The sequence below is a fragment of the Massilia violaceinigra genome, from assembly GCF_002752675.1.
Lineage (GTDB): Bacteria > Pseudomonadota > Gammaproteobacteria > Burkholderiales > Burkholderiaceae_D > Telluria_A > Telluria_A violaceinigra.
Map to the genome: position 1 here is coordinate 686,844 of NZ_CP024608.1, position 23,021 is coordinate 709,864.

28 protein-coding genes and 1 tRNA gene are annotated in these 23,021 nt (G+C 61.1%); 12 read left to right on the forward strand and 17 right to left on the reverse strand.

All coding sequences use genetic code 11. The annotated features are described in order from the left end of the window. Positions 1 to 58 precede the first annotated feature (58 nt). Positions 59 to 370 (forward strand): BON domain-containing protein, encoded by a 312-nt coding sequence (locus tag CR152_RS03195; protein WP_099873647.1) that lies wholly within the window; start codon positions 59 to 61, stop codon positions 368 to 370. A gap of 66 nt (positions 371 to 436) precedes the next feature. Here CR152_RS03195 and CR152_RS03200 read toward each other — a convergent pair whose 3' ends face one another. The 6 genes from CR152_RS03200 to CR152_RS03225 all read right to left on the reverse strand — a co-directional run bounded on the left by CR152_RS03200 (position 437) and on the right by CR152_RS03225 (position 5,038). Beyond that, a complete protein-coding gene (locus CR152_RS03200) occupies positions 437 to 1,207 on the reverse strand; it encodes a GIN domain-containing protein (protein ID WP_099873648.1) in 771 nt (256 codons plus the stop codon). A 38-nt stretch (positions 1,208 to 1,245) separates the two neighbouring features. Continuing rightward, positions 1,246 to 1,449 carry a hypothetical protein gene (locus CR152_RS03205; protein WP_099873649.1) on the reverse strand — a complete coding sequence of 68 codons (204 nt, stop codon included), beginning with the start codon at positions 1,447 to 1,449 and terminating at the stop codon, positions 1,246 to 1,248. Between the two features lie 168 nt (positions 1,450 to 1,617). Beyond that, complete coding sequence (locus tag CR152_RS03210; protein WP_099873650.1) at positions 1,618 to 2,205, reverse strand: hypothetical protein; 588 nt, start codon at positions 2,203 to 2,205, stop codon at positions 1,618 to 1,620. Positions 2,206 to 2,480: 275 nt separating this feature from the next. Then, entirely contained in the window at positions 2,481 to 3,263 is a 783-nt protein-coding gene (locus CR152_RS03215; RefSeq protein WP_099873651.1) for a 3-hydroxybutyrate dehydrogenase, read from the reverse strand. Continuing rightward, complete coding sequence (locus tag CR152_RS03220) at positions 3,247 to 4,479, reverse strand: patatin-like phospholipase family protein (protein WP_099873652.1); 1,233 nt, start codon at positions 4,477 to 4,479, stop codon at positions 3,247 to 3,249. The genes CR152_RS03215 and CR152_RS03220 overlap by 17 nt, the downstream gene beginning before the upstream one ends. After that, on the reverse strand, positions 4,472 to 5,038 hold the full coding sequence (locus CR152_RS03225; protein WP_099873653.1) for a carboxymuconolactone decarboxylase family protein: 567 nt from the start codon (positions 5,036 to 5,038) through the stop codon (positions 4,472 to 4,474). The genes CR152_RS03220 and CR152_RS03225 overlap by 8 nt, the downstream gene beginning before the upstream one ends. Before the next feature lie 272 nt (positions 5,039 to 5,310). Here CR152_RS03225 and CR152_RS32660 point away from each other — a divergent pair, with 272 nt between their 5' ends. The 4 genes from CR152_RS32660 to CR152_RS03240 all read left to right on the forward strand — a co-directional run bounded on the left by CR152_RS32660 (position 5,311) and on the right by CR152_RS03240 (position 8,646). Continuing rightward, positions 5,311 to 5,964, forward strand: a complete 654-nt coding sequence (locus CR152_RS32660) for a hypothetical protein (protein WP_157778308.1) — start codon at positions 5,311 to 5,313, stop codon at positions 5,962 to 5,964. A gap of 96 nt (positions 5,965 to 6,060) precedes the next feature. Further along, positions 6,061 to 7,241 (forward strand): IS3 family transposase gene (locus CR152_RS03230; protein WP_208640061.1). Its coding sequence is split into 2 segments (ribosomal slippage): positions 6,061 to 6,310 and positions 6,310 to 7,241, totalling 1,182 coding nucleotides; the frame shifts between segments, so codons are not numbered across the junction. Beyond that, positions 7,238 to 7,909 (forward strand): hypothetical protein, encoded by a 672-nt coding sequence (locus CR152_RS03235; RefSeq protein WP_099873655.1) that lies wholly within the window; start codon positions 7,238 to 7,240, stop codon positions 7,907 to 7,909. The genes CR152_RS03230 and CR152_RS03235 overlap by 4 nt, the downstream gene beginning before the upstream one ends. Before the next feature lie 8 nt (positions 7,910 to 7,917). Continuing rightward, positions 7,918 to 8,646 (forward strand): PP2C family protein-serine/threonine phosphatase, encoded by a 729-nt coding sequence (locus tag CR152_RS03240; RefSeq protein WP_099873656.1) that lies wholly within the window; start codon positions 7,918 to 7,920, stop codon positions 8,644 to 8,646. Between the two features lie 98 nt (positions 8,647 to 8,744). On the opposite strand, the gene CR152_RS03245 is transcribed toward CR152_RS03240, so the two are convergent. The 6 genes from CR152_RS03245 to petA form a co-directional block, all read right to left on the reverse strand. Continuing rightward, a tRNA-Thr gene (locus CR152_RS03245) sits at positions 8,745 to 8,820 on the reverse strand. Between the two features lie 26 nt (positions 8,821 to 8,846). Beyond that, positions 8,847 to 9,383, reverse strand: a complete 537-nt coding sequence (locus tag CR152_RS03250; protein ID WP_099873657.1) for a ClpXP protease specificity-enhancing factor — start codon at positions 9,381 to 9,383, stop codon at positions 8,847 to 8,849. 104 nt (positions 9,384 to 9,487) lie between these two features. Beyond that, on the reverse strand, positions 9,488 to 10,099 hold the full coding sequence (locus CR152_RS03255) for a glutathione S-transferase N-terminal domain-containing protein (RefSeq protein ID WP_054265664.1): 612 nt from the start codon (positions 10,097 to 10,099) through the stop codon (positions 9,488 to 9,490). A gap of 105 nt (positions 10,100 to 10,204) precedes the next feature. Further along, positions 10,205 to 10,966 (reverse strand): cytochrome c1, encoded by a 762-nt coding sequence (locus tag CR152_RS03260; RefSeq protein WP_099873658.1) that lies wholly within the window; start codon positions 10,964 to 10,966, stop codon positions 10,205 to 10,207. A 29-nt stretch (positions 10,967 to 10,995) separates the two neighbouring features. After that, positions 10,996 to 12,408 carry a cytochrome b gene (locus tag CR152_RS03265; RefSeq protein WP_099873659.1) on the reverse strand — a complete coding sequence of 471 codons (1,413 nt, stop codon included), beginning with the start codon at positions 12,406 to 12,408 and terminating at the stop codon, positions 10,996 to 10,998. Between the two features lie 2 nt (positions 12,409 to 12,410). Continuing rightward, positions 12,411 to 13,019, reverse strand: coding sequence for a ubiquinol-cytochrome c reductase iron-sulfur subunit (petA, locus tag CR152_RS03270; protein ID WP_099873660.1), 609 nt, complete (start codon positions 13,017 to 13,019; stop codon positions 12,411 to 12,413). A 292-nt stretch (positions 13,020 to 13,311) separates the two neighbouring features. On the opposite strand from petA, the gene mscL reads away from it, so the two are divergent. Genes mscL through CR152_RS03290 form a run of 4 tightly spaced genes read left to right on the forward strand, consistent with a single transcriptional unit; the run spans position 13,312 to position 15,962 of the window. Continuing rightward, a complete protein-coding gene (gene mscL, locus CR152_RS03275; protein WP_099873661.1) occupies positions 13,312 to 13,731 on the forward strand; it encodes a large conductance mechanosensitive channel protein MscL in 420 nt (139 codons plus the stop codon). 13 nt (positions 13,732 to 13,744) lie between these two features. Then, positions 13,745 to 14,899: a trypsin-like peptidase domain-containing protein gene (locus CR152_RS03280; protein WP_099873662.1), complete on the forward strand. Its 1,155-nt coding sequence runs from the start codon at positions 13,745 to 13,747 to the stop codon at positions 14,897 to 14,899. A gap of 32 nt (positions 14,900 to 14,931) precedes the next feature. Further along, the gene (locus tag CR152_RS03285) at positions 14,932 to 15,621 is read left to right on the forward strand and encodes a DUF2461 domain-containing protein (RefSeq protein WP_099873663.1); all 690 of its coding nucleotides are present in this window, start codon (positions 14,932 to 14,934) and stop codon (positions 15,619 to 15,621) included. An 11-nt stretch (positions 15,622 to 15,632) separates the two neighbouring features. Further along, positions 15,633 to 15,962 (forward strand): cupin domain-containing protein, encoded by a 330-nt coding sequence (locus CR152_RS03290; protein ID WP_099873664.1) that lies wholly within the window; start codon positions 15,633 to 15,635, stop codon positions 15,960 to 15,962. A gap of 155 nt (positions 15,963 to 16,117) precedes the next feature. Here the strand turns inward: CR152_RS03290 and CR152_RS03295 are convergent, their stop codons facing one another. The 5 genes from CR152_RS03295 to CR152_RS03315 all read right to left on the reverse strand — a co-directional run bounded on the left by CR152_RS03295 (position 16,118) and on the right by CR152_RS03315 (position 19,022). After that, positions 16,118 to 17,158: an NAD(P)H-dependent glycerol-3-phosphate dehydrogenase gene (locus CR152_RS03295; RefSeq protein WP_099873665.1), complete on the reverse strand. Its 1,041-nt coding sequence runs from the start codon at positions 17,156 to 17,158 to the stop codon at positions 16,118 to 16,120. Between the two features lie 4 nt (positions 17,159 to 17,162). Next, positions 17,163 to 17,606: an SH3 domain-containing protein gene (locus tag CR152_RS03300; protein ID WP_099873666.1), complete on the reverse strand. Its 444-nt coding sequence runs from the start codon at positions 17,604 to 17,606 to the stop codon at positions 17,163 to 17,165. A 116-nt stretch (positions 17,607 to 17,722) separates the two neighbouring features. Then, on the reverse strand, positions 17,723 to 18,196 hold the full coding sequence (secB, locus tag CR152_RS03305; RefSeq protein WP_099873667.1) for a protein-export chaperone SecB: 474 nt from the start codon (positions 18,194 to 18,196) through the stop codon (positions 17,723 to 17,725). A gap of 147 nt (positions 18,197 to 18,343) precedes the next feature. Continuing rightward, on the reverse strand, positions 18,344 to 18,607 hold the full coding sequence (gene grxC / locus CR152_RS03310; RefSeq protein WP_099873668.1) for a glutaredoxin 3: 264 nt from the start codon (positions 18,605 to 18,607) through the stop codon (positions 18,344 to 18,346). Between the two features lie 13 nt (positions 18,608 to 18,620). After that, positions 18,621 to 19,022, reverse strand: a complete 402-nt coding sequence (locus CR152_RS03315; protein ID WP_099873669.1) for a rhodanese-like domain-containing protein — start codon at positions 19,020 to 19,022, stop codon at positions 18,621 to 18,623. A gap of 149 nt (positions 19,023 to 19,171) precedes the next feature. Here CR152_RS03315 and gpmA point away from each other — a divergent pair, with 149 nt between their 5' ends. The 3 genes from gpmA (at position 19,172) to CR152_RS03330 (ending at position 23,008) form a co-directional block, all read left to right on the forward strand. Continuing rightward, positions 19,172 to 19,918, forward strand: a complete 747-nt coding sequence (gene gpmA, locus CR152_RS03320; RefSeq protein WP_099873670.1) for a 2,3-diphosphoglycerate-dependent phosphoglycerate mutase — start codon at positions 19,172 to 19,174, stop codon at positions 19,916 to 19,918. A gap of 15 nt (positions 19,919 to 19,933) precedes the next feature. After that, a complete protein-coding gene (locus CR152_RS03325; RefSeq protein WP_370663801.1) occupies positions 19,934 to 21,436 on the forward strand; it encodes a murein hydrolase activator EnvC family protein in 1,503 nt (500 codons plus the stop codon). 78 nt (positions 21,437 to 21,514) lie between these two features. Beyond that, complete coding sequence (locus CR152_RS03330) at positions 21,515 to 23,008, forward strand: S41 family peptidase (RefSeq protein ID WP_370663802.1); 1,494 nt, start codon at positions 21,515 to 21,517, stop codon at positions 23,006 to 23,008. The last annotated feature ends 13 nt before the right edge of the window (positions 23,009 to 23,021 follow it).

Sequence of the window (23,021 nt, forward strand, 5' to 3'; positions counted from 1 at the left end):
AATCCGGTGCGCGCTCTCACGCGACAATAGGATGATCCCTTCACTACCGGAGCATCCCATGACAATCGCAGAACGCCTCACACGGACCCTGTCCGGCTTCGCCCTGCTGGCCCTGGTCGCCTGCGCGCCCACCGCGCAGCGCGAAAGCGCGGGCGAATTCATCGACGACACCGTCATCACCGGCAAGGTCAAGGCGGCCCTGGTGGCCGATCCCGAGCTCAAGGCCACGCAAATCAATGTCGAAACCTTCAAGGGCACGGTGCAGCTGAGCGGCTTTGTCAGCGCGCCCGACCACGTTCCCAAGGCGGTGGCGCTGACGCGCAAGATCGATGGCGTCAAGAGCGTGAAGAACGATATTATCGTGCGCTGAACCGGGTATAAAAAAAGCCGCTCCGGATCGACGGGCGGCTGTGTGGCGTTGCGCGTGGCGCGCGCTCTATTCCCAGGTAACGCTGCCCAGGCCGTGGGCGCTGGCGCTGCGCACCGAGGGCTTGCCATGCACCGTGGCCGAGCCCAGGCCATTGAGCGTGAGCTTGGCCGAGGTCTTGGCATACACATCGGCGCTGCCCAGCCCCGACATGTCGAGTTCGACCGCATCGGCGCGCAGCTTGCCCGCCTCCAGGCTGCCGACGCCGCCGAGATCGGCGCGCAGCACCTTGGTCTGTCCATTGGCCGCGATGCGTCCGGCGCCGCGCAGCGTCATGTCGACCCGGTCGGTGTCGCCGGCGTTGAGCGTCATGTTGCCGGCTCCGCCCAGGCGCGCGCTGACCTGCTTGTACTGGCTGTGCAGATTGATGGCGCCGGCGCCGTCGAGCCTGAGCACGATGCGCTCGCCCTTGAAGCCGCGCAGTTCGGTCGAACCGATGCCCTCCGATACGAATTCGTTCAGGTTCGGCAGGGTCAGTTCGGCGCGCAGATCGTGCGTGCGGCTTCGTCCAAAATTGATGCCGCGCTTGGCGGTACCGATCTGCAAGGTGTCGCCTTGCTGGGTTACGGTCACTTGCGAAACGTCATCCTTGTCGCCGTACAGGATCAGGGAGGGCGTTGCGCCTTGCTTCACGTTCAGATGAATGATGCCGTTGAGCGCAATCTTCACCGCGCGCGCATCGACGCTGCGCTTTTCGCTGACCTGCTCATCCGCGCTGGCCGCGCCTGCGCTGGTGGCGAGGGCGGCGGCCATGAGGGCGCTGGCAAACAATCTGTTCATGATGGATCTCCGTGGTCGTGTCGGTGAGGTGGTGCTGCTCAGCCTTTCAGCTCGGCCTTTTCGGCGGCGCTGAGGCGCTTGGCGCTGACGGTGACCACGGTCATGTTGGCATCGGCACCGGATTGCACGGCGGCCGGCGCATGGATGCGCGGGGCCGGTGCGCTGGCGGTGGCAAAGCTCGTTGCAGAGACGACGACGAGGGCGGCGACGAAGATGGCTTCCATGTTTTTTGCGATGTTCATGATTGACTCCTGTGGGTTAAGTTCGTTGGGTTGAGTGAACTATAGCCACAGGGCGGATTGTCAACACGGCCATTGCGATGAACTGCGTGTTTGGCGGGATGGAGCGTCGGTTTGGGGCCCAAAACGTGCCGCCGGTGCGCGGCGCCGGCGTCGATGCGCGCGCGGCGCTTACGGCTTGAAGCGGATTTTCATTTCCGGACGCTGCTCGATGCTGCCGATCTTCCACGAGTAGGTGCCGATCAGGCCAAAGAACGACGGGGTCGAGGTGGCATTGTGCGACAACACTTGCGCGCTGGTCGGCACCGTCACCGACAGCGTGCCGTCGAGCTTGATGCCGAGCTTGGCCATGCTGGCTTTTTCCTTCTCGTCGAGCTTGCCGGCGGCCAGGGTGACCACGCCATCCTTGTCGGTGGCCACGCGCAGCACGCCCAGCAGGTCGAGCGCCTGGCCGCGCTGGCGCTTGCCCTCGACACTGAGGTCGTAGCGCGCATTGCCCTTGTAGTCGGCCTGGCGGATATCGCGGTCGCGCTTCATCTTCGCGGCTGCGTTTTCCAGGTTTTCCTCATCCTTGGCGTCGAGCTTGCTGCCCTTGGCCAGTTGCCCGGCCGCCATCGTGTGTACGGCAGTACCGGCATAGGAATACTCGTAGCTGCCGTCCGCCTGGAAGGCGGTCTTGGCGGTAAAGCGTTCAGGGACCAGGCATCCGGTCAGCAGCAGGGCGGCGCAGGCGCACGCAGGCAAGAGGCGACGGCTCATCGGGAATCCAGGGGGAAGGTCAGAATGGCATAAGTGTAGCTCAGTCGACACAACCTTGTCAGAGTAGACAATTTTACTTACAAAATGCAACCTTGTTCAGGCTGCCGGCAAGGCCCGGGCAGCGCCCTTGAGCACCGCCGGCGCGATGATGCGATGCACCGGCGTGAGCGGCAGCATGTAGGGTTGAACGTGCGGCAGCGCCCGCCGTGTGGGCGGGCCTGTCCATCTTCATACGTAACCGCGCAAGACGCGCGGTGCCGCCATTGCCTGGCCGTTTACTGCATGAACCAGCCATGGCTGACCACGATCGATTGCCCGGTCAGCGCATTGCTCGGGAACGCCGCCAGGAACAGCGCGGTCTGCGCCACGTCGTCGACGGTGGTGAATTCGCCGTCGACGGTTTCCTTGAGCATCACGTTCTTGACCACATCGGCTTCCGACATGCCGAGCGCCTTGGCCTGTTCAGGAATCTGCTTTTCCACCAGCGGCGTGCGCACGAAGCCCGGACAGATGACGTTGGCGCGCACGCCGTGCGCCGCGCCTTCCTTGGCGACCACCTTGCACAGGCCGATCAGGCCGTGCTTGGCTGTCACGTAGGCCGATTTGAGCGGCGACGCCTCTTTCGAGTGCACCGAGCCCATGTAGATTACGCTGCCGCCGCGGCCCTGTGCGTACATCACTTTCAGGCAGGCGCGCGTGGTCAGGAAAGCGCCGTCCAGGTGGATGGCCAGCATCTTTTTCCAGTCGGCGAAGGCGAAGCTCTCGAGCGGTGCCACGATCTGGATGCCGGCATTCGAGACCAGCACATCGATGCCGCCGAAGCGCGCCGCGACCGCCGCGATGCCGGCCTCGACTTCTTCTTCGCTGGTGACGTTCATGGCCACCGCCATGCTGCGTTCGCCGGACGGGTCGAGTTCCCGGGCGGCGGTTTCGGCCGCTTTCAGGTCGAGGTCGGCGATGACGATCCTGGCGCCGCTGTCGAAGTAGACCTTGGCGATATGTTTGCCGATGCCGCTGGCGGCGCCGGTGATGACGGCAACTTTATCTTGCAGGTTCATGGGATGGTTCTTTCAAGGTGTTGGTGGCGGCACTGGCGTGCCGGGAAGTGAGGAAATCGTAAATGGCGGGGCTTTGGCCGGCCGGCGGCAAGGCCATGATCTGCGGATGCGACAGCGTCAGCGCCGCGTCATCGTAGCCCGAGCGCCAGTGTTCGTTCATGGTGCGGCGCGAAAATTCGAAGTCTTTCGACTGGCCTTCGTAGTTGGGCGAGCGGTACACCAGCTGGACGATGTTATACACCGCCTCGTCGGACGCCTCGGCCAGCAGGCGCGCCTGCGGCGTGGCGGCCAGCGCGGCCGGCATCTGGGCCAGCAATTCGTTGAAGGCGGTGCGCAGCTCGGCCATTTTGCGGAACTTGTCGGTGGCGGCGCGCGTGCGGCTGGAAAACTGCACTTCCTTCATGCGTACCGCCACCTCGGTCAAGTCGCGCGGTAACTCGCCGCTGGCGCTCCACAGGTCGACCTGCAGCACCAGGGTGTCCAGGCCCGAGTGCGCCGACAGCACCCAGTCGAGCGGGGTGTTCGAGACCAGCCCGCCATCCCAGTAATGTTCGCCATCGATCTCGACCGCGTCGAAGCCGGGCGGCAGGGCGCCGCTGGCCATGATGTGCCTGGCGGCGATGGTGTCGATCGCGTTGTCGAAGTAGGCGAAGTTACCGGTGCGTACGTTCACGGCGCCGACGCTCAGGCGCATCTCGCCGCTGTTGATGCGGTCGAAGTCGACCAGATTGTTCAGCGTACCTTCGAGCATCGAGGTGTCGTAGTAGCTGGTGGCGCCGCGGTTGGCCAGCGGCAGGTATGGCGGCGGCATGCGCGGCTTGAAGAAGCCCGGCACGCCATGCGAAAGCACGCGCCCGGCCGCCATCTGGTTGGCCCAGCCGCGCAAGGCGTCGCCGGTGAGCAGTCCGGTCCAGTAATCGCTGGTGCCGCCGTCGCCGGCGTTGCTGACCGTTTCCCAAAAGCTGCGCAGCTTGGCGACCCGGTCCTCGCGCGGGTTGCCGGCAATGATGGCGCTGTTGATCGCGCCGATCGAGATCCCCGCCACCCAGGTCGGTTCGATGCCCGCTTCGAGCAGGCGTTCATAGACGCCGGCCTGGTAGGCGCCGAGCGCGCCGCCGCCCTGCAGCAGCAGGGCGATGCTGCCGAAAGCGGTGGCGCACGGACGCGCCGTTTCGGGCGGGGCGGTGGCGCGGTTGTGTGTGGATCCGTCACGCATGTTCGGGCACCGGTACGTCGAAACCATTGAGCGTGGTCGATACCATGGAATAGAGTCCGACCAGGTAAATCAGTTCATTCGTGCCTTTCTGGCCGAAGGTGGCCAGCGCCAGGCGGTAGATCGGCTCGGGCAGCAAGCCGCCGCGGCACAGCGCGTAGGCAAGGTCGTAGGCGACGCTTTCTTCCTTGTTCAGGTCGGACGGTTTGAGGTCGGCCACCAGGGTTGCCAGGCGTTCGAGCGGCATGCCTTCGGCTTCGGCCACGGCGATGTGAGCGTACAGCTCGTAGGCGGCGTCGAAGCGGGCGCCGACCACCAGGATGGCGATCTGGCGCACGTTCTCAGGGAGCACGGCGTTGGCGGTCATCGCCAGGGTCAGGTTCCAGATCGCCTTGCCGATGGCGGGCTCGTGCAGCCACGGGTTCCACGGCCCCATCAGCGCGCCATCCTCGCGCTGTGAGACGAAGGCGTTGAAGTTCGAGGCGATGCCTTTACGCATGTCGTCGTACAGCGGCTGCTGTTCGGGCGTGAGGTCGGAAGGGGCGATGAGGGGCAGGCGCATGGGGGCTTTCTGGCGTGGTTGGCAAGGGGGAAGCCGAACCGGTCGATGCTTGGTGGGGCGCTGGCCGGCGGCAGGTGGATCGTTTCAGTTCGTTGCCAGAGAATACAGGCGCTTACTTAGGTGAAAATTGATTCGATGCATCCTGCGGTTGAAATTTCCGGCTCAAGTTTGCCTTGAGTTGAAATGGCACCATGAAATTCGCTTGACATGAGAGCTAAGCGATGGGTAATGTATTCGCTATTCGCGAATGTGAAATGGATGGGAGTAGGGATATGCTCAAGAGTCAAGATATTTTAATCTCGTTAAAGTTATGTAGTCTGCACCTCTACGTGGAACGACGAAAGCAGGACCATGCCCCGGCCCCGGCCGCGCTCTTGAGCGCATGGGCTGGATGGGAGGCAGATCCTATTGAGACTGCACAATACGAAATGCGATTCGATCCCGCTGGGCATACTCTATTGGAGTGGACGTACGCGACGCTTTCCAAGCGTGTCGGGCTCAGCGCTTCAGAATGCAATCAGGCAGTTCGACGCGCTTTATACTGCGGTCTCTTGCGTAAGCCAAGAAACGGTATCCGCCCGGTGCCGTCCAGTAAGGCCCTTAAAGAGTTTTTAGTCCACGGACTTAAATATGTCTTCCCGGGACAAGAAGGCATTTTGGCACGGGGGATTCCCACCGGTTTCGCTGCACCTGTACTCGCGTCAAAACTTATCAGCGCAGGTGAGCATATTTACGTCTGGCCTGACGCGCGCGGTAATGCAACGGGGCTTACTTTAGAACCCATCCACAAAGCAGTTCCCTTCGCAGTACGATACGATCCTATTTTATACGAACTGATTGCACTGGTCGACGCCATTCGATTTGGCAAGCTTCGAGAAGTAAAGATTGCAACGGATGAGTTAACGGGAGCATTAGGTAACATATGAATACGAATGAGCGACTCATTTGGATGTTGGAGTGCTGTGGTCTAATTTGCCCGGACACCTCAATAGGTGGAAAATCCACCATCTGAGGAGTAATACATGGCAACAAGAAAACGGAAGACATTCGATCCCAGCCTGAAGCTGGAAGTGGTTCGAATGATCAAAGAGCAGGGACAGAGCATTCAGAACGTCAGCGAGAGCATGAGCATCGGCCAGACCGCGATTCGCCGCTGGCTGACCCAGTACGGTGCTGAGCAGAGCGGCCAGCCGGGCATCGGCAAGCCACTCACTGCCGAGCAGCAGAGGATCCGGCAATTGGAGGCGGAAAATCTGCAGCTGAGACAGGATGTGACTATCTTAAAAAAGGCCTCGGCCTTCTTTGCCCGCGAAATGAAATGATGCATCAGCTCATTGTTCAACTGCAAAAGGAGGCCATTCCGGTTCAGAGCAGCTGCCGCATCCTCGACGTCAGCCGGTCCGGTTTTTACGCGTCGCAGCGCCGCTCCATCAAGCCAGTTGTCTGCAAGGAAACCGTGCACCTGAAGGCTTTGTTCATGGCAAGCCATCAGAGCTACGGCAGCCGTCGGTTGGTCACGGCCATGGCTGGCGAAGGCTTCCAAATCGGGCGCTACAAGGTGCGCAGTTTGATGCGTAAGGCGGCCTTGAAGCCCGTCTGGAAGCGAAAATTCGTTCACACGACAGACAGCAAGCACGACTTGCCTATTGCCGCCAATGTGCTCAATCGGCAGTTCAATCCAACGGCCCCAAATCTGGCATACGTCAGCGATATCACGTACATTCGCACCGGCGCAGGATGGTTGTACCTGGCCACAGTCCTGGACTTGTACGCGCGCAAGGTGGTCGGCTGGGCCATGGCACCGAGCATGCCTGCTAAGCTGGTCTGCGACGCATTGAACATGGCCATTCAACAGCGGCAACCGGCACCGGGACTCGTCGTCCATTCGGACCGAGGCAGCCAGTACGCGAGCGAGCTTTACCAGGATCTGCTGGCAGAACACGGCTTCGTTTGCAGCATGAGTCGTAAGGGAAATTGTTGGGACAACGCCGTTGCAGAGCGCTTCTTCTTGAACCTCAAGATGGAGCGTGTCTGGCAGCGCCAATATGCCAATCATGCCGAGGCCAAGGCCGACATCACCGACTACATCGTCGGCTTTTACAACTGCAAACGCATCAATTCAGCATTGGGCAATCTGTCGCCCGCCGTCTACGAACGGAAAATGGCAGTACGCGAACCTATCGTTGTGTCCGAAATAACTTGACCACAGCAGAGCAGACAGCTGAGGCCTTGGGGCCCGCTCTGTTGGAAACCTCTGCGTTCGTAGGCGGATGCGTGGTAGGGCTACTTATCACTGATGAATTTACAAAGGAACAAGTACGGGCGACCGATGATGTAGACCTTATTGTTGATGTGATGAACTATGCCGCCTATGCGAAGCTATCTGGGGAACTTCAAAAACGCGGCTTTAAGGTGTCGATACAGGATGACATTCAGTGCCGCTGGCGGCTTGGTGAATTGATCGTGGACGTAATGCCGACCGATGAGAAGATTTTGGGCTACAGTAATCGCTGGTACGCTCCGGCAATTGAGTCTGCAATTTGGTTCGAACTTCCGAGTACTCATAGAATTCGCGTAGTTAATGCGCCATATTTTGTGGCCACGAAAATTGAGGCGTTTAAAGGCCGTGGTAACAATGATTTCTTCACAAGCCGAGACATCGAAGACATCATCACTCTTGTTGATGGCAGAGAAACATTGCTAGAAGAGATTGCTGCAATTGGCGGTTGTTTTGAAAAATATGTGAGCTCATCGATACAGGAATTTCTCCGGGAAAATGACTTTGAGTATGCGGTAGACTCGGCGGTGAGAAGTGATACGGGTCGGTCAACCGTAATTTTTGATCGGTTTGAATCGCTGGCGAGGAAATAAGAAAAGGTATGACTTTTCATTGGAATTGGCGCAGTAATATTGGAATAGAACGCCACGAAAATCAAGATTGCGCAGGTATCGCGTTGGGAGAGGACTATCTGTTTGCTGTTATTGCAGATGGAGTGTTTTCAAGACCAAGAAGCGGAGATCTGGCACGAGCACTGGTTACAGTGCTGGTGGACCGAGCATTCGGCCTACGTTATCAACCCGACAGTTCCGACGTTGAGCAATGGGTTGAGGATGCATATCACCGTCTACGCGATGTACGAGCACCCAGGTCGGCAGCCTCCTTCTTGGCCGCCGTTTTTTCGCCTCAGAAGCTCCTCTTTGCGGTCCATGCAGGTGATTGCCGGGCCGGTATTCAAGACAAGGAGTCTCGGATTGAATGGAAGACCCCCGTGCACTGTCTTGCAACAGCCCTCGAGCCTTTGTCGGAGGAAGAACTCCGCATCCATGAAGCTAGAAATCAGCTCACGCGCACTTTCCGTACAAAAGGTTCTTGCGATCCACAAGTAACAGAATTGGGCGACGAATATTCACACGGTGCCGCTTTGGTTACTGACGGATTCTGGGCAGGATTGCCGACGTCGATGCAGTCAGATTTTTTTTGCATAGATTGGATGCCGGACTTGAATTTTGATGACGACGTAAGTCGACTGGCAATACGATGGGAAGAGGCGAGCCCTGCGAGGACGGGCTGCGCCGATAACTTCTACGTTAGAGTAAGAGCCGTTTAATCAACGAGCGAACCGGCCATACCAAAAGCTTGCTTTAGAAGCACATAAAAAAGGGATACATGGCTGAACATGTATCCCTTCATTTTGCTGCTCAATTCTGGTGCCGACTGCCGGTTTCGAACTGGCCACCTGATGATTACAAATCAACTGCTCTACCAAATGAGCTAAGTCGGCGAAACTTTTACAGCCCGGATTATACGCTATTTGATGCGCGTGAGCGTCGGACGGCCGCCTTTTTTAGGCGGATCGTTGTTGTCGTCCGGCGACGGCGCGGTGGCCGGCACGCCCGTCGGCGCATTCTCCGACCCCGTGTCCGGCACGCTCGAGAGCGCCGCAGCGGGCGCCTTACCGGACGCCTTGGCCAGCGACGGCACGCTCGACAGCGGACTGTCGGTCGGCTGGCCAGCCGCGTTCTCGGACGCCGTGCTGTTCACCTCGAACGCCATCCCCTGGCCGTTCTCGTTCGCGTAAATCGCCAGCACATTTTGCACCGGGACGTAAATCTCGCGCGAGACGCCGCCGAAGCGGGCATGGAACTGGATCGCTTCATTGTCCATCTTCAGGCCCGAGGTGGCGCCGAAGCTGATATTGAGCACGATTTCGCCTTTTTTGACGTATTCCATCGGCACCGTGGTAGCGGCATCGACCTTCACGGCGAGGTAGGGCGTAAAGCCGCTGTCGGTACACCACTCGTAAATGGCGCGCAGCATGTAGGGCTTGGTTGAGATGTCGGGCATGTTCTGATAATGGTGTGATACGACGTGTACACGCCAGTCTACTGCGATTCGCCCGAAGGCGTTGGGACTGGCGTGTAACGAAAGTGGCGAAGGGCAGCCGCCGATCAGCGGCGCATGACTTTCTCGGACGGGGTCAGCGCTTCGATGTAGGCCGGACGCGAGAAGATGCGCTCGGCGTACTTCATCAGCGGTGCAGCCGTCTTCGACAGTTCGATCCCGTAGTGATCCAGGCGCCACAGCAGCGGAGCGACGGCCACGTCGAGCATCGAGAACTCGTCGCCGAGCATGTACTTGTTCTTCAGGAACAGCGGCGCGAGCGTGGTCAGACGGTCGCGGATTTCCGCGCGCGCCTTGTCGTGGCTCTTGTCGTTGGCCTTGGCGCGCTCGCTCTCGAGCACGTGCACATGGACGAACAGTTCTTTCTCGAAATTGAACAGCATCAGGCGGGCGCGCGCGCGCATCAGCGGATCGGCCGGCATCAGTTGCGGATGCGGGAAGCGCTCGTCGATGTATTCGTTGATGATGTTCGATTCGTACAGGATCAGTTCGCGCTCGACCAGGATCGGTACCTGGCCGTACGGATTCATCGTCGAGATGTCTTCTGGCTTGTTGAACAGATCCACATCGCGCACTTCGAAGTCCATGCCTTTTTCAAACAGGACCAGGCGGCAGCGTTGGGAGAATGGGCACGTGGTGCCGGAGTAGAGAACCATCATTTTTATAGTTCCTTAGAAACAAAGGGGGTGAAACGACGAGCGGATCACCCCGAAATGTGCCCGCTGAGCGAGTCAGCGGGCAATGAATGAAGCGTGCAGCCTGTCTTACTTGACTTCTTTCCAGAACGATGCGCTCAGGCGCCATGCGAACAGAGCGAAGATCGACATCAGGAACAGTACCCACACACCGAGGCTCTTGCGGGTAGCTGCGGCCGGTTCGGCCATCCACTCGAGGTAGGCGACCAGGTCGGCCGTCGCTTCGTCGAACTGAAGCGAGGTCATGGTGCCGGGCGCGACTTGCTCGAAACCCTTGAACGTGTGCACGGTTTTGCTTGCATCATGCGGATCTTTTTCTTCGACCATCTTGACGGTGCGCACACCCTGCTGCTGCCACATGACGTGCGGCATCGCCACGTTCGGCACCACCATATTGTTCCACCCGGTCGGACGGGTATCGTCCTTGTAGAAGGTACGCAGGTAGGTGTACAGATAGTCGGGACCGGTGCCGGCCGAGGAAGCCTTGGCGCGGGCGATCACCGACAGATCCGGCGGTACCACGCCGAACCATTCCTTGGCGTCGGCCGGGCGCAGCGCGGTCGTCATCAGGGCGCCGACTTTCTCGCCTGTAAACAACAGGTTTTCCTTGATTTGCTCTTCGGACAGCCCCAGGTCTTTCAGGCGGTTGTAGCGCATCGAGGAAGCCGAGTGGCAGTTCAGGCAATAGTTGACGAACAGCTTGGCGCCGTTTTGCAGCGAGGTCAGGCTTGGGCGCGCCGGCGCCTTGTCCAGCTTGAAGGTGCCTTCGCTGGCTAACGCCAGGCCCGGCAGCAATGCCAGGATCGCGATCAGTTTTTTCGGAAAATTCATGTAATGTCCTTTTGCTGTGATGTCGTCGATTAGTGCGGCTGGAACGTCACACGTTTCGGCACGGGCTTGAAGGTGCCCATCGAGCTCCACCAAGGCATCAACATGAAGAAACCGAAGTACAACAGCGTGCACACTTGCGACAGTGCGGTGAACAGCGCGGTCGGCAGCTGGGTGCCGAGGTAGCCCAGGGTCACGAACGACAGGCCGAACACGATGTACACATACTTGTGCCAGTCAGGACGGTAGCGGATCGACTTGACCGGCGACTTGTCCAGCCATGGCAGGGCGGCGATGATCATCACCGACGAGCCGAACAGCACCACACCCCAGAATTTCGCATCCAGCACCTGCGGCAGCATGCCGATGATGACCAGCAGCGAGACGACGGCGATGGCGGCCTTGACCAGGAACGGCAGGCGCGTGGTGACCCAGATGAAGGCCACGTACAGGGCGATCGCACCCATCAGCACGTACATGAAGTCGGCCGTGGTGGCGCGCAGCACCGAGTAGAACGGCGTGAAGTACCAGGTCGGCGCGATGTGCGCAGGCGTTTTCAGCGAATCGGCCGGGATGAAGTTGTTGTACTCCAGGAAGTAACCGCCCATTTCCGGGGCAAAGAACACCACCGCGCTGAAGATCAGCAGGAATACCGACACGCCGAACAGGTCGTGCGCCGAGTAGTAAGGATGCGACGGGATCGAATCGAGCGGATGGCCGTCGGGACCCAGGGTTTCCTTGACTTCGATACCGTCAGGATTGTTCGAACCGACTTCGTGCAGCGCGATCAGGTGGGCAGCAACCAGGCCCAGCAGAACCAGCGGAATCGCGATCACGTGGAAGGCGAAGAAGCGGTTCAGGGTCGCATCGGAGACAACGTAGTCGCCGCGGATCCACAGCGACAGGTCGGGGCCGATGAAAGGAATCGCACCGAACAGGTTGACGATCACCTGGGCGCCCCAGTACGACATCTGGCCCCATGGCAGCAGATAGCCGAAGAAGGCTTCGGCCATCAGGCACAGGAAGATCGCAAAGCCGAACAGCCAGATCAGTTCACGTGGCTTGCGGTACGAACCGTACAGCAGGCCGCGCGTCATGTGCAGGTAGACGATGATGAAGAAGGCCGAGGCGCCGGTCGAGTGCATGTAGCGCACCAGCCAGCCCCACGGTACTTCGCGCATGATGTATTCGACCGAACCGAAGGCCAGGTTGGCGTCCGGCTTGTAGTGCATGGTCAGGAAAATACCGGTGACGATCTGCAATACCAGCACCAGCATCGCGAGCGAGCCGAAGATGTACCAGAAATTGAAGTTTTTCGGAGCGTAGTACTGCCCCCACTGGTCGTTCCACAGTTTGGACAGTGGAAAACGGTCATCGACCCAGCCCAGTGCCTTGTCGGCCACCGGCGCATTCGCCGGGAACTTGGTTTCTTTAAACGCGGCCATGATTATGCCTCGCCTTTCTCGTCTTTACCGATGATCAGCTTGTTGTCGCTCAAGTACATATGGCGCGGCACTTCGAGATTGTCCGGCGCCGGCTTGTTCTTGAACACGCGGCCGGCCAGGTCGAAGGTCGAACCGTGGCAAGGGCACAGGAAGCCGCCGGCCCAGTCGTCCGGCAGGTTAGGCTGGGCGCCTTCCGCGAACTTCGAGGTTGGCGAGCAGCCCAGGTGCGAGCAGATGCCGACCGCAACCAGGTATTCCGGCTTGATCGAACGGTGTTCGTTGCGCGCATACTCGGGCGTGAGCGCGTCCGGGGTCCGTTCCGATTTCGGATCGGCGACCACGCCGTCGGTCTTCTTCAGCGAAGCGACCATGTCGGGCGAACGCTTGAGAATCCATACGGGTTTGCCGCGCCACTCAACGGTCTTCATTTCGCCGGCAGCCATGCCGGTAATGTCTACTTCTACCGGCGCGCCAGCGGCTTTTGCCTTCTCCGACGGCTGGAATGTGCTTACCAAGGCTCCCGCCGTGGCCAAACCGACAACACCACCCGCCGCGCACGTAGCGGCGAGCATGACGCGTCGGCCCGGATCGACCTGCTTTTCGTTACTCATACCAACCCCAATCAGTCAAAATGCGAAATCTTAAAAAGCTACTTAGAGCTTCTAGCAACCTTAAATTATAAGGGAATAGGGGGGCGAGTTAAAGAAAAAATGTTGCACGTGCGCCTGTCAAGGCCGAATCATCGCCATTTTGAAACGATTCGGGCGCCCGCCGTGCGCAATTGGCCGCCCGCGCGCCTCCGGGCGGCATATCGCGCTGCGGCCGGGAACCGATGACCCGGTTTGGTTTCTAACAGCCGTGAGGTATGATCGGCATGGCTATTACACAATCTTGGGGGCAATAATGACGATGATGGGCGAGTTCCGGCAGTTCGCGATGAAGGGCAATGTGGTCGACCTGGCGGTCGGCGTGATCATTGGTGGCGCTTTCGGCAAGATTGTCGATTCCCTCGTGCAAGACATCATCATGCCGCCCATCGGCCGCCTGTTCGGCGGACTCGATTTTGCCAATTACTACCTGCCGCTGAATAACCAGGCCATGAACCTGACCCTGGTGGAAGCCAAGAAGGCCGGGGCGGTACTCGCTTACGGCAATTTCCTGACCATCCTGCTCAATTTCATTATTCTCGCCTTCATCATCTTCCAGATGATCCGCCTGATGAACAAGCTGCGCCGCGCCGAGGAACCGCCGGCGGTGGCCCCCGCCCCGACGCCGGAAGACGTGCTGCTGCTGCGCGAGATTAGGGATTCCCTGAAGAAATAAAGAGGAGGGCGCGATGCGGCGCTTCTGGTTGTTGTTCGCACAAGTGGTCACGATAGCGCTGGCCGTGTATTTCGTGGTCGCGGCCCTGCGGCCCGACTGGCTGGCGCTGCCGTTGCGCCGGGTCGAGCCGGCCAAGGTCGCCAACAACGTCTCGGTGCTGCAGGCGCCGGGCGCGCAGCCGGCCCCGGGCAGCTACCGCGAGGCGGCCGGGCGCGCCATGCCGGCCGTCGTCAACATCTTCACCAGCAAGAATCGCGGACGCGAGCATCCGCTGCTGCGCGACCCGTTCTTCCGCCGCTTTTTCGGCGACCGCCTGCCGCCCGGCGAGCAGCAATCCAGCCTCGGTTCCGGCGTGATCGTCAGTCCGGACGGCTACATCCTGACCAACAACCATGTCATCGAGGGCGCCGACCAGATCCAGGTGGTGCTGGCCGACGGGCGCAAGTCGCCAGCGCGCCTGGTCGGCAGCGACCCCGAAACCGACCTCGCGGTGATCCGCATCGATGTGCGCGACCTGCCCGCCATCGTGCTCGGCAACGATGACGCCGTGCGCGTGGGCGACGTGGTGTTGGCGATCGGCAATCCGTTCGGCGTGGGCCAGACCGTCACGCTCGGGATCGTTTCTGCGGTCGGGCGCAACAATTTGCACATCAACCAGTTCGAAAACTTCATCCAGACCGATGCGGCGATCAATTTCGGCAACTCGGGCGGGGCGCTGGTCGACACCAGCGGCAATCTGCTCGGCATCAATTCGGCCATCTACTCGCAAAGCGGCGGCTCGGTCGGCATCGGCTTCGCCATTCCCGTCACCACCGCCAAGAGCGTGATGGACGCCATCATCCGCCACGGCGCCGTGGTGCGCGGCTGGATCGGCATCGAAACCCAGGACATCACGCCCGAACTGGCCGACAGCTTCGGGCTGGCGCAGCAAAGCGGCACCATCATCGCCGGCGTCGTGCGCGACGGTCCGGCCCACCGCGCCGGTTTGCGTCCGGGCGACATCCTGCTCACCGTCGCCGGCAAACAGGCCGGCACGACCATCGACACGCTCAAGCTGATCGCGCAGCTGCCGCCCGGCGGCAAGGCTACAATGACCGTGATGCGCAATAATCGCCCGGCAACGGTCGACGTCACCGTCGGCAAGCGCCCGCGGCCGCAGCCGCAGTAATTCCGCTCTACCTCATTTTTTGGATCCACAGCATGCATTTGCGCGACCTGACGCAGTTTTTGAACGAGTTAAGCGAGAACAACAACCGTCCCTGGTTCATCATGAACAAACCGCGCTACGATATTTTGCGCGAAGAATTTTTGGCCGTCGTCACCGAACTGATCCGGGAACTGACGAAGTTCGACAAGCAGGTGGCGGCCTGCAATCCCAAGAAAGCGATGTTTCGCATCAACCGTGACATCCGCTTCGCCAACGACAAGCGTCCGTACAAAACGCGCTTTTCGGCCGGCATCACGCCCAAGGATTTGCGCCGGCCGAGTGCCGGTGGCGGATCGACCTACTATTTCCAGATCGAAGGGAGCGGCAAGCTGCAGTTTGGAGTCGGCGAATACTTGCCGCCGGCACCGCGCCTGAAAGCGATCCGTGAGCAAATTGTCAACGATGCGACAGGATTTGCCAAAGTGCTGAAGAATAAGCAACTGCGCACCACCTACGGCGACCTGCTGGACGAAGACAAGCTGCAGCGCCCACCCAAGGGGTTCGATCCGCAGCATGTGCATATCGAATACCTGAAGCTGAAAAGCTTTTTCGTCTGGACCGAGATCGACCTGAAGGTGAACGAGCCGGACCAGCTGGTGCCGGACCTGGCGCGCGGATTCAAAGATGCCTTCGCGCTGGTGACATGGTTGCGCGGCGTGGAGATGAGCAACGCGGAAGAATAAAGGGAAACGTCATGGCCTTACAACATGCCGCCTCGGGCGAGCTGATACCACTCAAGCGGGGCGACGACGACATCGCCCATTTCACTTCGGTTGCGCTGGCCAAGACCGAGAATATGGAGCTGATCCGGCTGGTGCTGCCCAAGGACCGGGATATGCCGGTGCACAAGGTGGATGGAGAGATTACCTTGCTGTGCCTGCAGGGCGAGATCGTCTGCGATGCGTACGGCAACAGCACGGTGTTGCGCCCGGGCGAAATGCTGTATTTGCTGGGTGGTGTGCCGCATGGTTTGCGGGCCAATGAAGATGCGGTGGCGCTGCTGACGATTTTGTTGAAGCCCTAAGCACCTGGATCCCTGCGCATTCCCCGTCGTTCCCGCGAAGGCGGGAACCCAATTTCGTACCGTAGTCGGCGGCTCGACAAACTTGGGTTCCCGCCTGCGCGGGAACGACGATGATGTTGGCCGAAACGACGCGCTAGCTACGGCAACGACGCAGCTTAAGCAATCTCATCCCTTGGATCCCGTGCCAGCAACTGCGCCAGCATCGCCTGCGGCGTTCCGCCATCGAACAGCACGCCCGCCACCGCATTGGTGATCGGCATATCCACCCCCAGCTTGAGCGCCAGCGCGCGTACCGCCTTCGCGCACGGCACGCCTTCGGCCACATGCCCCAGCTCCGCCACAATGGCATCGAGGGGTTTCCCCTGCGCCAGTCCCAGCCCGACCCTGCGGTTGCGCGACAGGTCGCCCGTGCACGTCAAAATCAGGTCGCCCATTCCGGTCAAGCCCATGAAGGTACCTGGCGTGCCGCCCAGCGCCGTGCCCAGGCGGGTAATTTCAGCCAGTCCGCGCGTGATCAGCGCCGCGCGGGCGTTCAAGCCCAGCCCCAGCCCATCGGCCACGCCGGTGGCAATCGCCAGCACATTCTTGACCGCGCCGCCCACTTCCACGCCGACCAGATCGTCGCAGGAATACACGCGGATATTGCCGCCATGAACGCTGGACACCACCCGCTCGCGCAGCATCTCGGAGCGCGACGCCACCGTCAGCGCGCACGGCAAGCCGCGCGCCACTTCCTGCGCGAACGAGGGACCGGACAAGGCTCCGCCCGCCACCTGGCTGCCGAGTACCTCGGCCACCACCTGATGCGGCAGCAAACCGGTATCGCCCTCGAATCCCTTGCAAAGCCAGACGATATGCGAAATTGCGTGCGCTTTAAGCTGCATCAGCAGCGGCCGCAGCCCGGCGACCGGGCAGGCGGCGATCAGCAGCGGCGCCTCCGCCTCGGGCGTGCCCAAAACATGGGCCAGCGCCGCATCGAAGTCGGCCGTGACCTTCAGGCCGGCAGGAAACGCGCAGCCGGGCAGGTAGGCGCTGTTCTCGCGGGCGCCCGCCATCGCCTCCATGGCGCCGCCATTGCGGCCCCACATCAGCACATCATGGCGCGCCGCCAGGGCGATGGCGACCGCGGTACCCCAGGCGCCGGCGCCCAGGACGGTAATTTTGCGTGGTGAAACGCTGGATTCGCTGGTCGGCATGGGGTCAAGTGCCCCACACGTCGGAAGCGCGAATATAACCGGTGATGCCGTCACGATGGCGCACCTTGATCCAGCTTGAAGTCTGCGCGTCGATCAGTTCCAGCAGCACGCCCTTGTCGGCGGTCATCAGTACGCTGGCATCGTTGTCGGCGCCGCCGCGCACTTTGGCGTTGGCGGTGCGCACCACCACATTGCGGCGCGGACTGAGCGACTTCGCTTCGGCCCAGGCCAGGTCGCCGTTCGCATCGCGCACCTTGACCCATTCGCCATAGGTCAGCACGACTTCGACCGGCATGCCGCGCGGGGCGATGAACAGCTTGCCGCCTTTCAGCGATGGCGCGTCATACAGGATCAGACTGGCCGCGCCCACGCTCTTGAAATCGAAGGCGTGCACGGGGGCCGAGGCCAGCACAAATGCGGCACTGAGGAGAAAACGGGGAATTGTCATTGCGTGGCCTTCGCCGTGAGAGTGCAGGGTGGGGCGGCCGCCAGGGGCGCGCTCGCCCGGGCAGGTCCCGCGCGCAGCGGATGCGCGCGGGCGCCTGGCCCACCCTGCGGTCGTGCTTAGTGTGCTGCGGTGTCAGCTGGAGCAGCGGCGGCTGCTTCAGCCAGCGCCTGACGACGCTGCTGGTAGAACACTTCGAAATTGATCTCTGCCAGATGCACAGGCGGGAAGCCGGCACGGGTGATCACGTCGGCGATATTGCCGCGCAGGTAAGGGTAAACGATGTTCGGGCAACCGATTCCCAGCAGGGGATCCATCTGGTCCGCAGGAATGTTGCGCGCTTCAAAGATACCAGCTTGCTTGCCTTCAACCAGGAACGCAACCTTGTCCTTGACCTTGGCGGTCACGGTGATGGTGACGGTCGACTCGTAGATGCCGTCGGCGATGGCTTCGGCGCCAACGTCAAGCGACACTTCGATCGACGGTGCTTCTTGTTCGAGGAAGATGGCTGGGGAATTCGGCTGTTCCAGCGACATGTCTTTCAGGTAGACGCGTTGGATTTGGAATACGGGTTGCAGATTTTCGTCAGACATGGAACGCTTTCGTTGAGAAATTAACAGAACGGCGACACGCCGTTCCCTCTGTGCTTAGACTTCAAACGCGACGGCAATTGTAGCAAAATCATACGACTTGAAATAGTTTTGCGCAATCAATCGCTTGCATTCGGGCTTATATGCCGTTCAAACCCCTTTTAACAAGGGATCGAGGCGTCCTTGTTGATCGAGCGCATACAAATCGTCGAAACCGCCGACGTGGGTGTTGCCCACGTAAATCTGTGGCACCGTGCGGCGTCCGGTCTTGTTCATCATGACCACTTTCTGGTCCGGGTCGAGGTCGACGCGGATCTTCTCGATGTCGGTCACGCCCTTCGCTTCAAGCAGGCGCTCGGCGCGCACGCAGTACGGGCAGGAGGCGGTATGGTAGAGCACTACATGGGCTGTCATGGTGTTTCCTTTCTCACTTAGCGGTCGGCAAGCCAGCGGCTTGCCATGCGGTCAGGCCACCATCGAGGCCGACGACGTCGGTAAAACCGGCGGCTTCGAGGATTTTGGCGGCCTTGTCGGCACGCGCGCCGGTCTGGCACACGACGACGATGGTTTTGTTTTTCGCTTTGTCGAGTTCGGCAATGCGGGACGACAAGTCTGCCAGCGGAATGTTTTTCGCGTCGCGCAAATGCCCTTTGGCAAATTCATCGGTGCCGCGAATGTCCAGCAGCACGGTCTTGCCGCGGTTCATCAACTGGGTCACCTCCAAGGTGGATGCGCGTTTCCCGCGCGGAAGCAGGGCCGGCAAGAGCAGGGCGCCGCCCGACAGCACGACGATGCTGACGATTAAAAGATGGTCAAGAATGAATTTCACGGGGTTCCAATGGTTTAGGACAATCCGCGCATTATAAAATAGAAGCCGGATCTGCTAACACTTACCCTTTACACTGTCGCTTTGCCTGCATCTTGCATTCACCATTTTCGTATCAGGTTTCCCTTTTTCCACCTTCTTGAAAATTGCTTATGTACAAAATTGTCTTCATGCGCCACGGCGAATCCACCTGGAATCTTGAGAACCGCTTCACCGGCTGGACCGATGTCGACCTGACCGAAAAAGGCGTGCGCGAGGCGCGCAGCGCGGGCCAGGTGCTCAAAGAGGCTGGCTTTACCTTCGACGTGGCCTACACCTCGGTGCTCAAGCGCGCCATCCGCACCTTGTGGCTGGCGCTGGACGATATGGACATGATGTGGCTGCCGGTCAAGAACGACTGGCGCCTCAACGAGCGTCACTACGGCGCCCTGCAGGGCCTGGACAAGGGCGAGACCGCCGCCAAGTACGGCGACGCCCAGGTGCTGGTCTGGCGCCGCAGCTACGATACCCCGCCGCCGGCGCTGGAAGCGTCCGACGAGCGCACCTCGTTCAACGATCCGCGCTACGCCGGCGTGCCGAAAGACAGCATTCCCCTGACCGAATGCCTGAAAGACACCGTGGCGCGCGTGATGCCGGTGTGGGATGAGGAAATCGCCCCGGCCATCCGCGCCGGCAAGAAAATCCTGATCTCGGCCCACGGCAACAGCCTGCGCGCCCTGATCAAAATGCTCGATGGCATCAGCGATGAAGACATCGTCGGCCTGAACATCCCCAACGGCCAGCCGCTGGTGTACGAGCTCGATGCCGACCTGAAACCGATCCGCCATTACTACCTGGGCGACCAGGACGCCATCGCCGCCGCCGTCGCGGCCGTGGCCAACCAAGGGAAGGCCAAGTAAGTTTTGTATCGTAATGTGAAGCAGTTAGCGGCCGGGGCGCTGTTGTGCGCGCTCCTGGCCGTCTTTACGTGCAGTGCCGCCGCCGCGCCTGCTCCCCGCCAAACCGAGCGCAGCAAGCAGAAAGTGCTGGCGGAGAAGACGCGCGCCGGCATCCAGCAAAAGCTGGCCGAACTCAAGCGCGAAGTGAGCAAGACCGAAAGCGAACGCGAGGACGCGGCCGACACCCTGGCCGAGTCCGAGGAAGCCATTTCCGACGCCAACCGCGTGCTGCGCGACCTCGCCAGCGAACAGAGCGAAACCAATGCCACCGTGGCCGAACTGGCCGCCTCGCAAGAACGGCTGGCCGCCACCATCGCCAGCCAGAAACAGCAATTGTCGCGTCTCTTGCGCGAGCAATACGTTGCCGGCAACGAAGACCGCATCAAGCTGCTGCTGTCGGGCGACAATCCGAACCGCATCAACCGCGATCTGCAACTGATGGCCTACGTCTCCAAGGCCCAGGCCAAGCTGCTCGGTTCGCTGCACGGCAACCTGGCCGCCGTCGCCAGCAACCGCGACAAGGCCGAAAACGCGCGCGAGGAACTCAACGAAATCGCCCAGGAAGAGCGCGAGCAGAAAGCCGTGCTGGAAAAGGAAAAGGCGCGCCGCGCCGCCTTGCTCGGTTCCCTGTCGAACCGGCTGGCCGAACAGCGCAAGGAAATCGGCGGCCTGGAGCGCGACGAACAGCGCATGGCCGGACTGGTCGACAAGCTCTCCAAACTGATCAAGGAACAGGCCGAAGCGGCCGCCGCCGAGCAGCGCCGCCAGGAAGCGCTGGCCGCCGCGCGCGCCAAGGCCGCCGAACAGGCCCGTCTGCTGGCAGAGGCCAAAAAGGCCGAACGCAAGGCTGAACGGGAACGCCAGCGCGAGCGCGAACGCGAACGCCTGGCGCGCGAAGCGGCCAAAAAGCCGCCCAAGCTCGATCCGCGCACCGGCGCCAAGATTCCGCCGGTCCCTGTTCCGGTGCCGATGGACCCGATCGACGACGACGAGCCGCCGGTAGTGGCGCAGACGCCCGAGCCGAAGCCGGAACCGGTCGCGCCGCGCAAGCCCGATATTGCGCTGGCCCCGGCCATGCCCGAAGGCGCTTTTGTCAGCCTGCGCGGCAAGCTGCGCGCGCCGGTGTCGGGCAAGCTGGCGGCCCGCTTCGGCGCCAAGCGCGGCAGCGGGCCGAGCTGGAAAGGCATGTTCATCAAGGCCGACGAAGGCAGCGAAGTGCGCGCCGTGGCGGGCGGCCGGGTGGTGTTCGCGCGCTGGATGCGCGGCTTCGGCAACCTGATCCTGGTCGACCATGGCAGCGAGTACCTTTCGATCTACGGCAACAACCAGGCCCTGCTCAAACGCGAGGGCGACGCCGTCAAGGGAGGCGACCCGATCGCCAGCGCGGGAAACACCGGCGGCAACGAAGAATCGGGGCTATACTTTGAAATCAGGCACAAGGGCGCGGCGGTCGATCCGGCGGGCTGGGTGAACTTTTAGGTCAACAAGGCCATGCGGGTCCAACGGCCCGCGTGCGCTTCGCTGCTGCTTCCGACGGTATTGAGAATGGGTGTAAGAATGAAAGTCAAAAGTATCGGCCTGATCGGCTTTGGCATGGTCGCCGGCGTCGCCGCGTCCTTCCAGTTTTCGGCCATGGCGCAAAAAACCGGCAGCGCGCCCCTGCCGCTCGACGAGCTGCGCCAGCTCACCGATGTCTTCGGCCTCATCAAAACCGATTACGTCGAGCCGGTCGAAGACCGCAAGCTGCTCTCGGAAGCGATCACCGGCATGGTGGCTTCGCTCGACCCGCATTCGGTCTACCTCGACAAAAAAGCCCTGCGCGAAATGCAGGAAAGCATGCAGGGCCGCTTCGTCGGCCTCGGCATCGAAGTGGCCATGGAAGAAGGCTACGTCAAGATCGTCACCCCGATCGAGGATTCGCCGGCATTTCGTGCCGGCATCAAGGCGGGCGACCTGATCACCCGCATCGACAGCACCCCGATCAAGGGCTTGTCGCTGGACGAAGCGATCAAGAAAATGCGCGGCGAGCCGAAAAGCAAGGTGGTGCTGACCATCGCGCGCAAGGGCGACGACATGCCGTGGATCGTGCCGCTGGTGCGCGAAGAAATCCGGGTCCAGAGCGTCAAGGGCAAGATCGTCGAGCCGGGCTACGGCTGGCTGCGCATCAGCCAGTTCCAGGAACAGACCGTGGACGACATGGTGAAAAAGGTCAACGCGCTGTACGCCCAGGACCCCAAGCTCAAGGGCCTGGTGCTGGACCTGCGCAACGACCCGGGTGGATTGCTGCCGGGCGCCATCGGCGTATCGGCCGCGTTCCTGCCGCATGACAAGGCGATTGTCTCGACCGCCGGCCAGCGCCGCGACTCGAACGAAGTGTTTTACGGCCGGCGCGAGTTCTACGCCGCCCGCAGCGGCGCCGATCCGCTGGCCAGGCTGCCTGCCGCGCTCAAGAACGTGCCGGTGATCGTGCTGGTCAACACCGGCTCGGCCTCGGCCTCCGAAATCGTGGCCGGCGCCCTGCAGGATTACAAGCGCGCCATCATCATGGGCACCCAGACCTTCGGCAAGGGCTCGGTGCAAACCCTGCGCCCGCTCACCAGGGATACCGCCGTCAAGCTCACCACCGCGCGCTACTTCACGCCGCTGGGCCGCTCGATTCAGGCCAAGGGCATCGTGCCCGACATGATGGTCGACGAAACCGCCGAGGGCGATGGCTTGAACAGCCTGCGCGTGCGCGAAGCCGACCTGGAAAAGCACCTCTCCGACGGCAGCGGCAAGGACAGCATCGATCCGGGCAAGGCGCGCCGCGACGAAATGGAAGAAGACCAGCGTGCCCAGGCTCAGGCGCGCACCCGCAAGCCGCTCGAATTCGGCAGCAAGGACGACTTCCAGCTGGCCCAGGCCCTGAACCATTTCAAGGGCTTGCCGGTCAAACTGTCGAAGGTTGAACCGGTGCTCGACAAGGAAGCCGAGAAGTCCAAGGACAAGGCCGCGGTCAAGCCGGTGCCGGACGTGAAACCGCCGGAATTGAACAAAGGCGTCAAGAAATAATGCGGCACAGCAG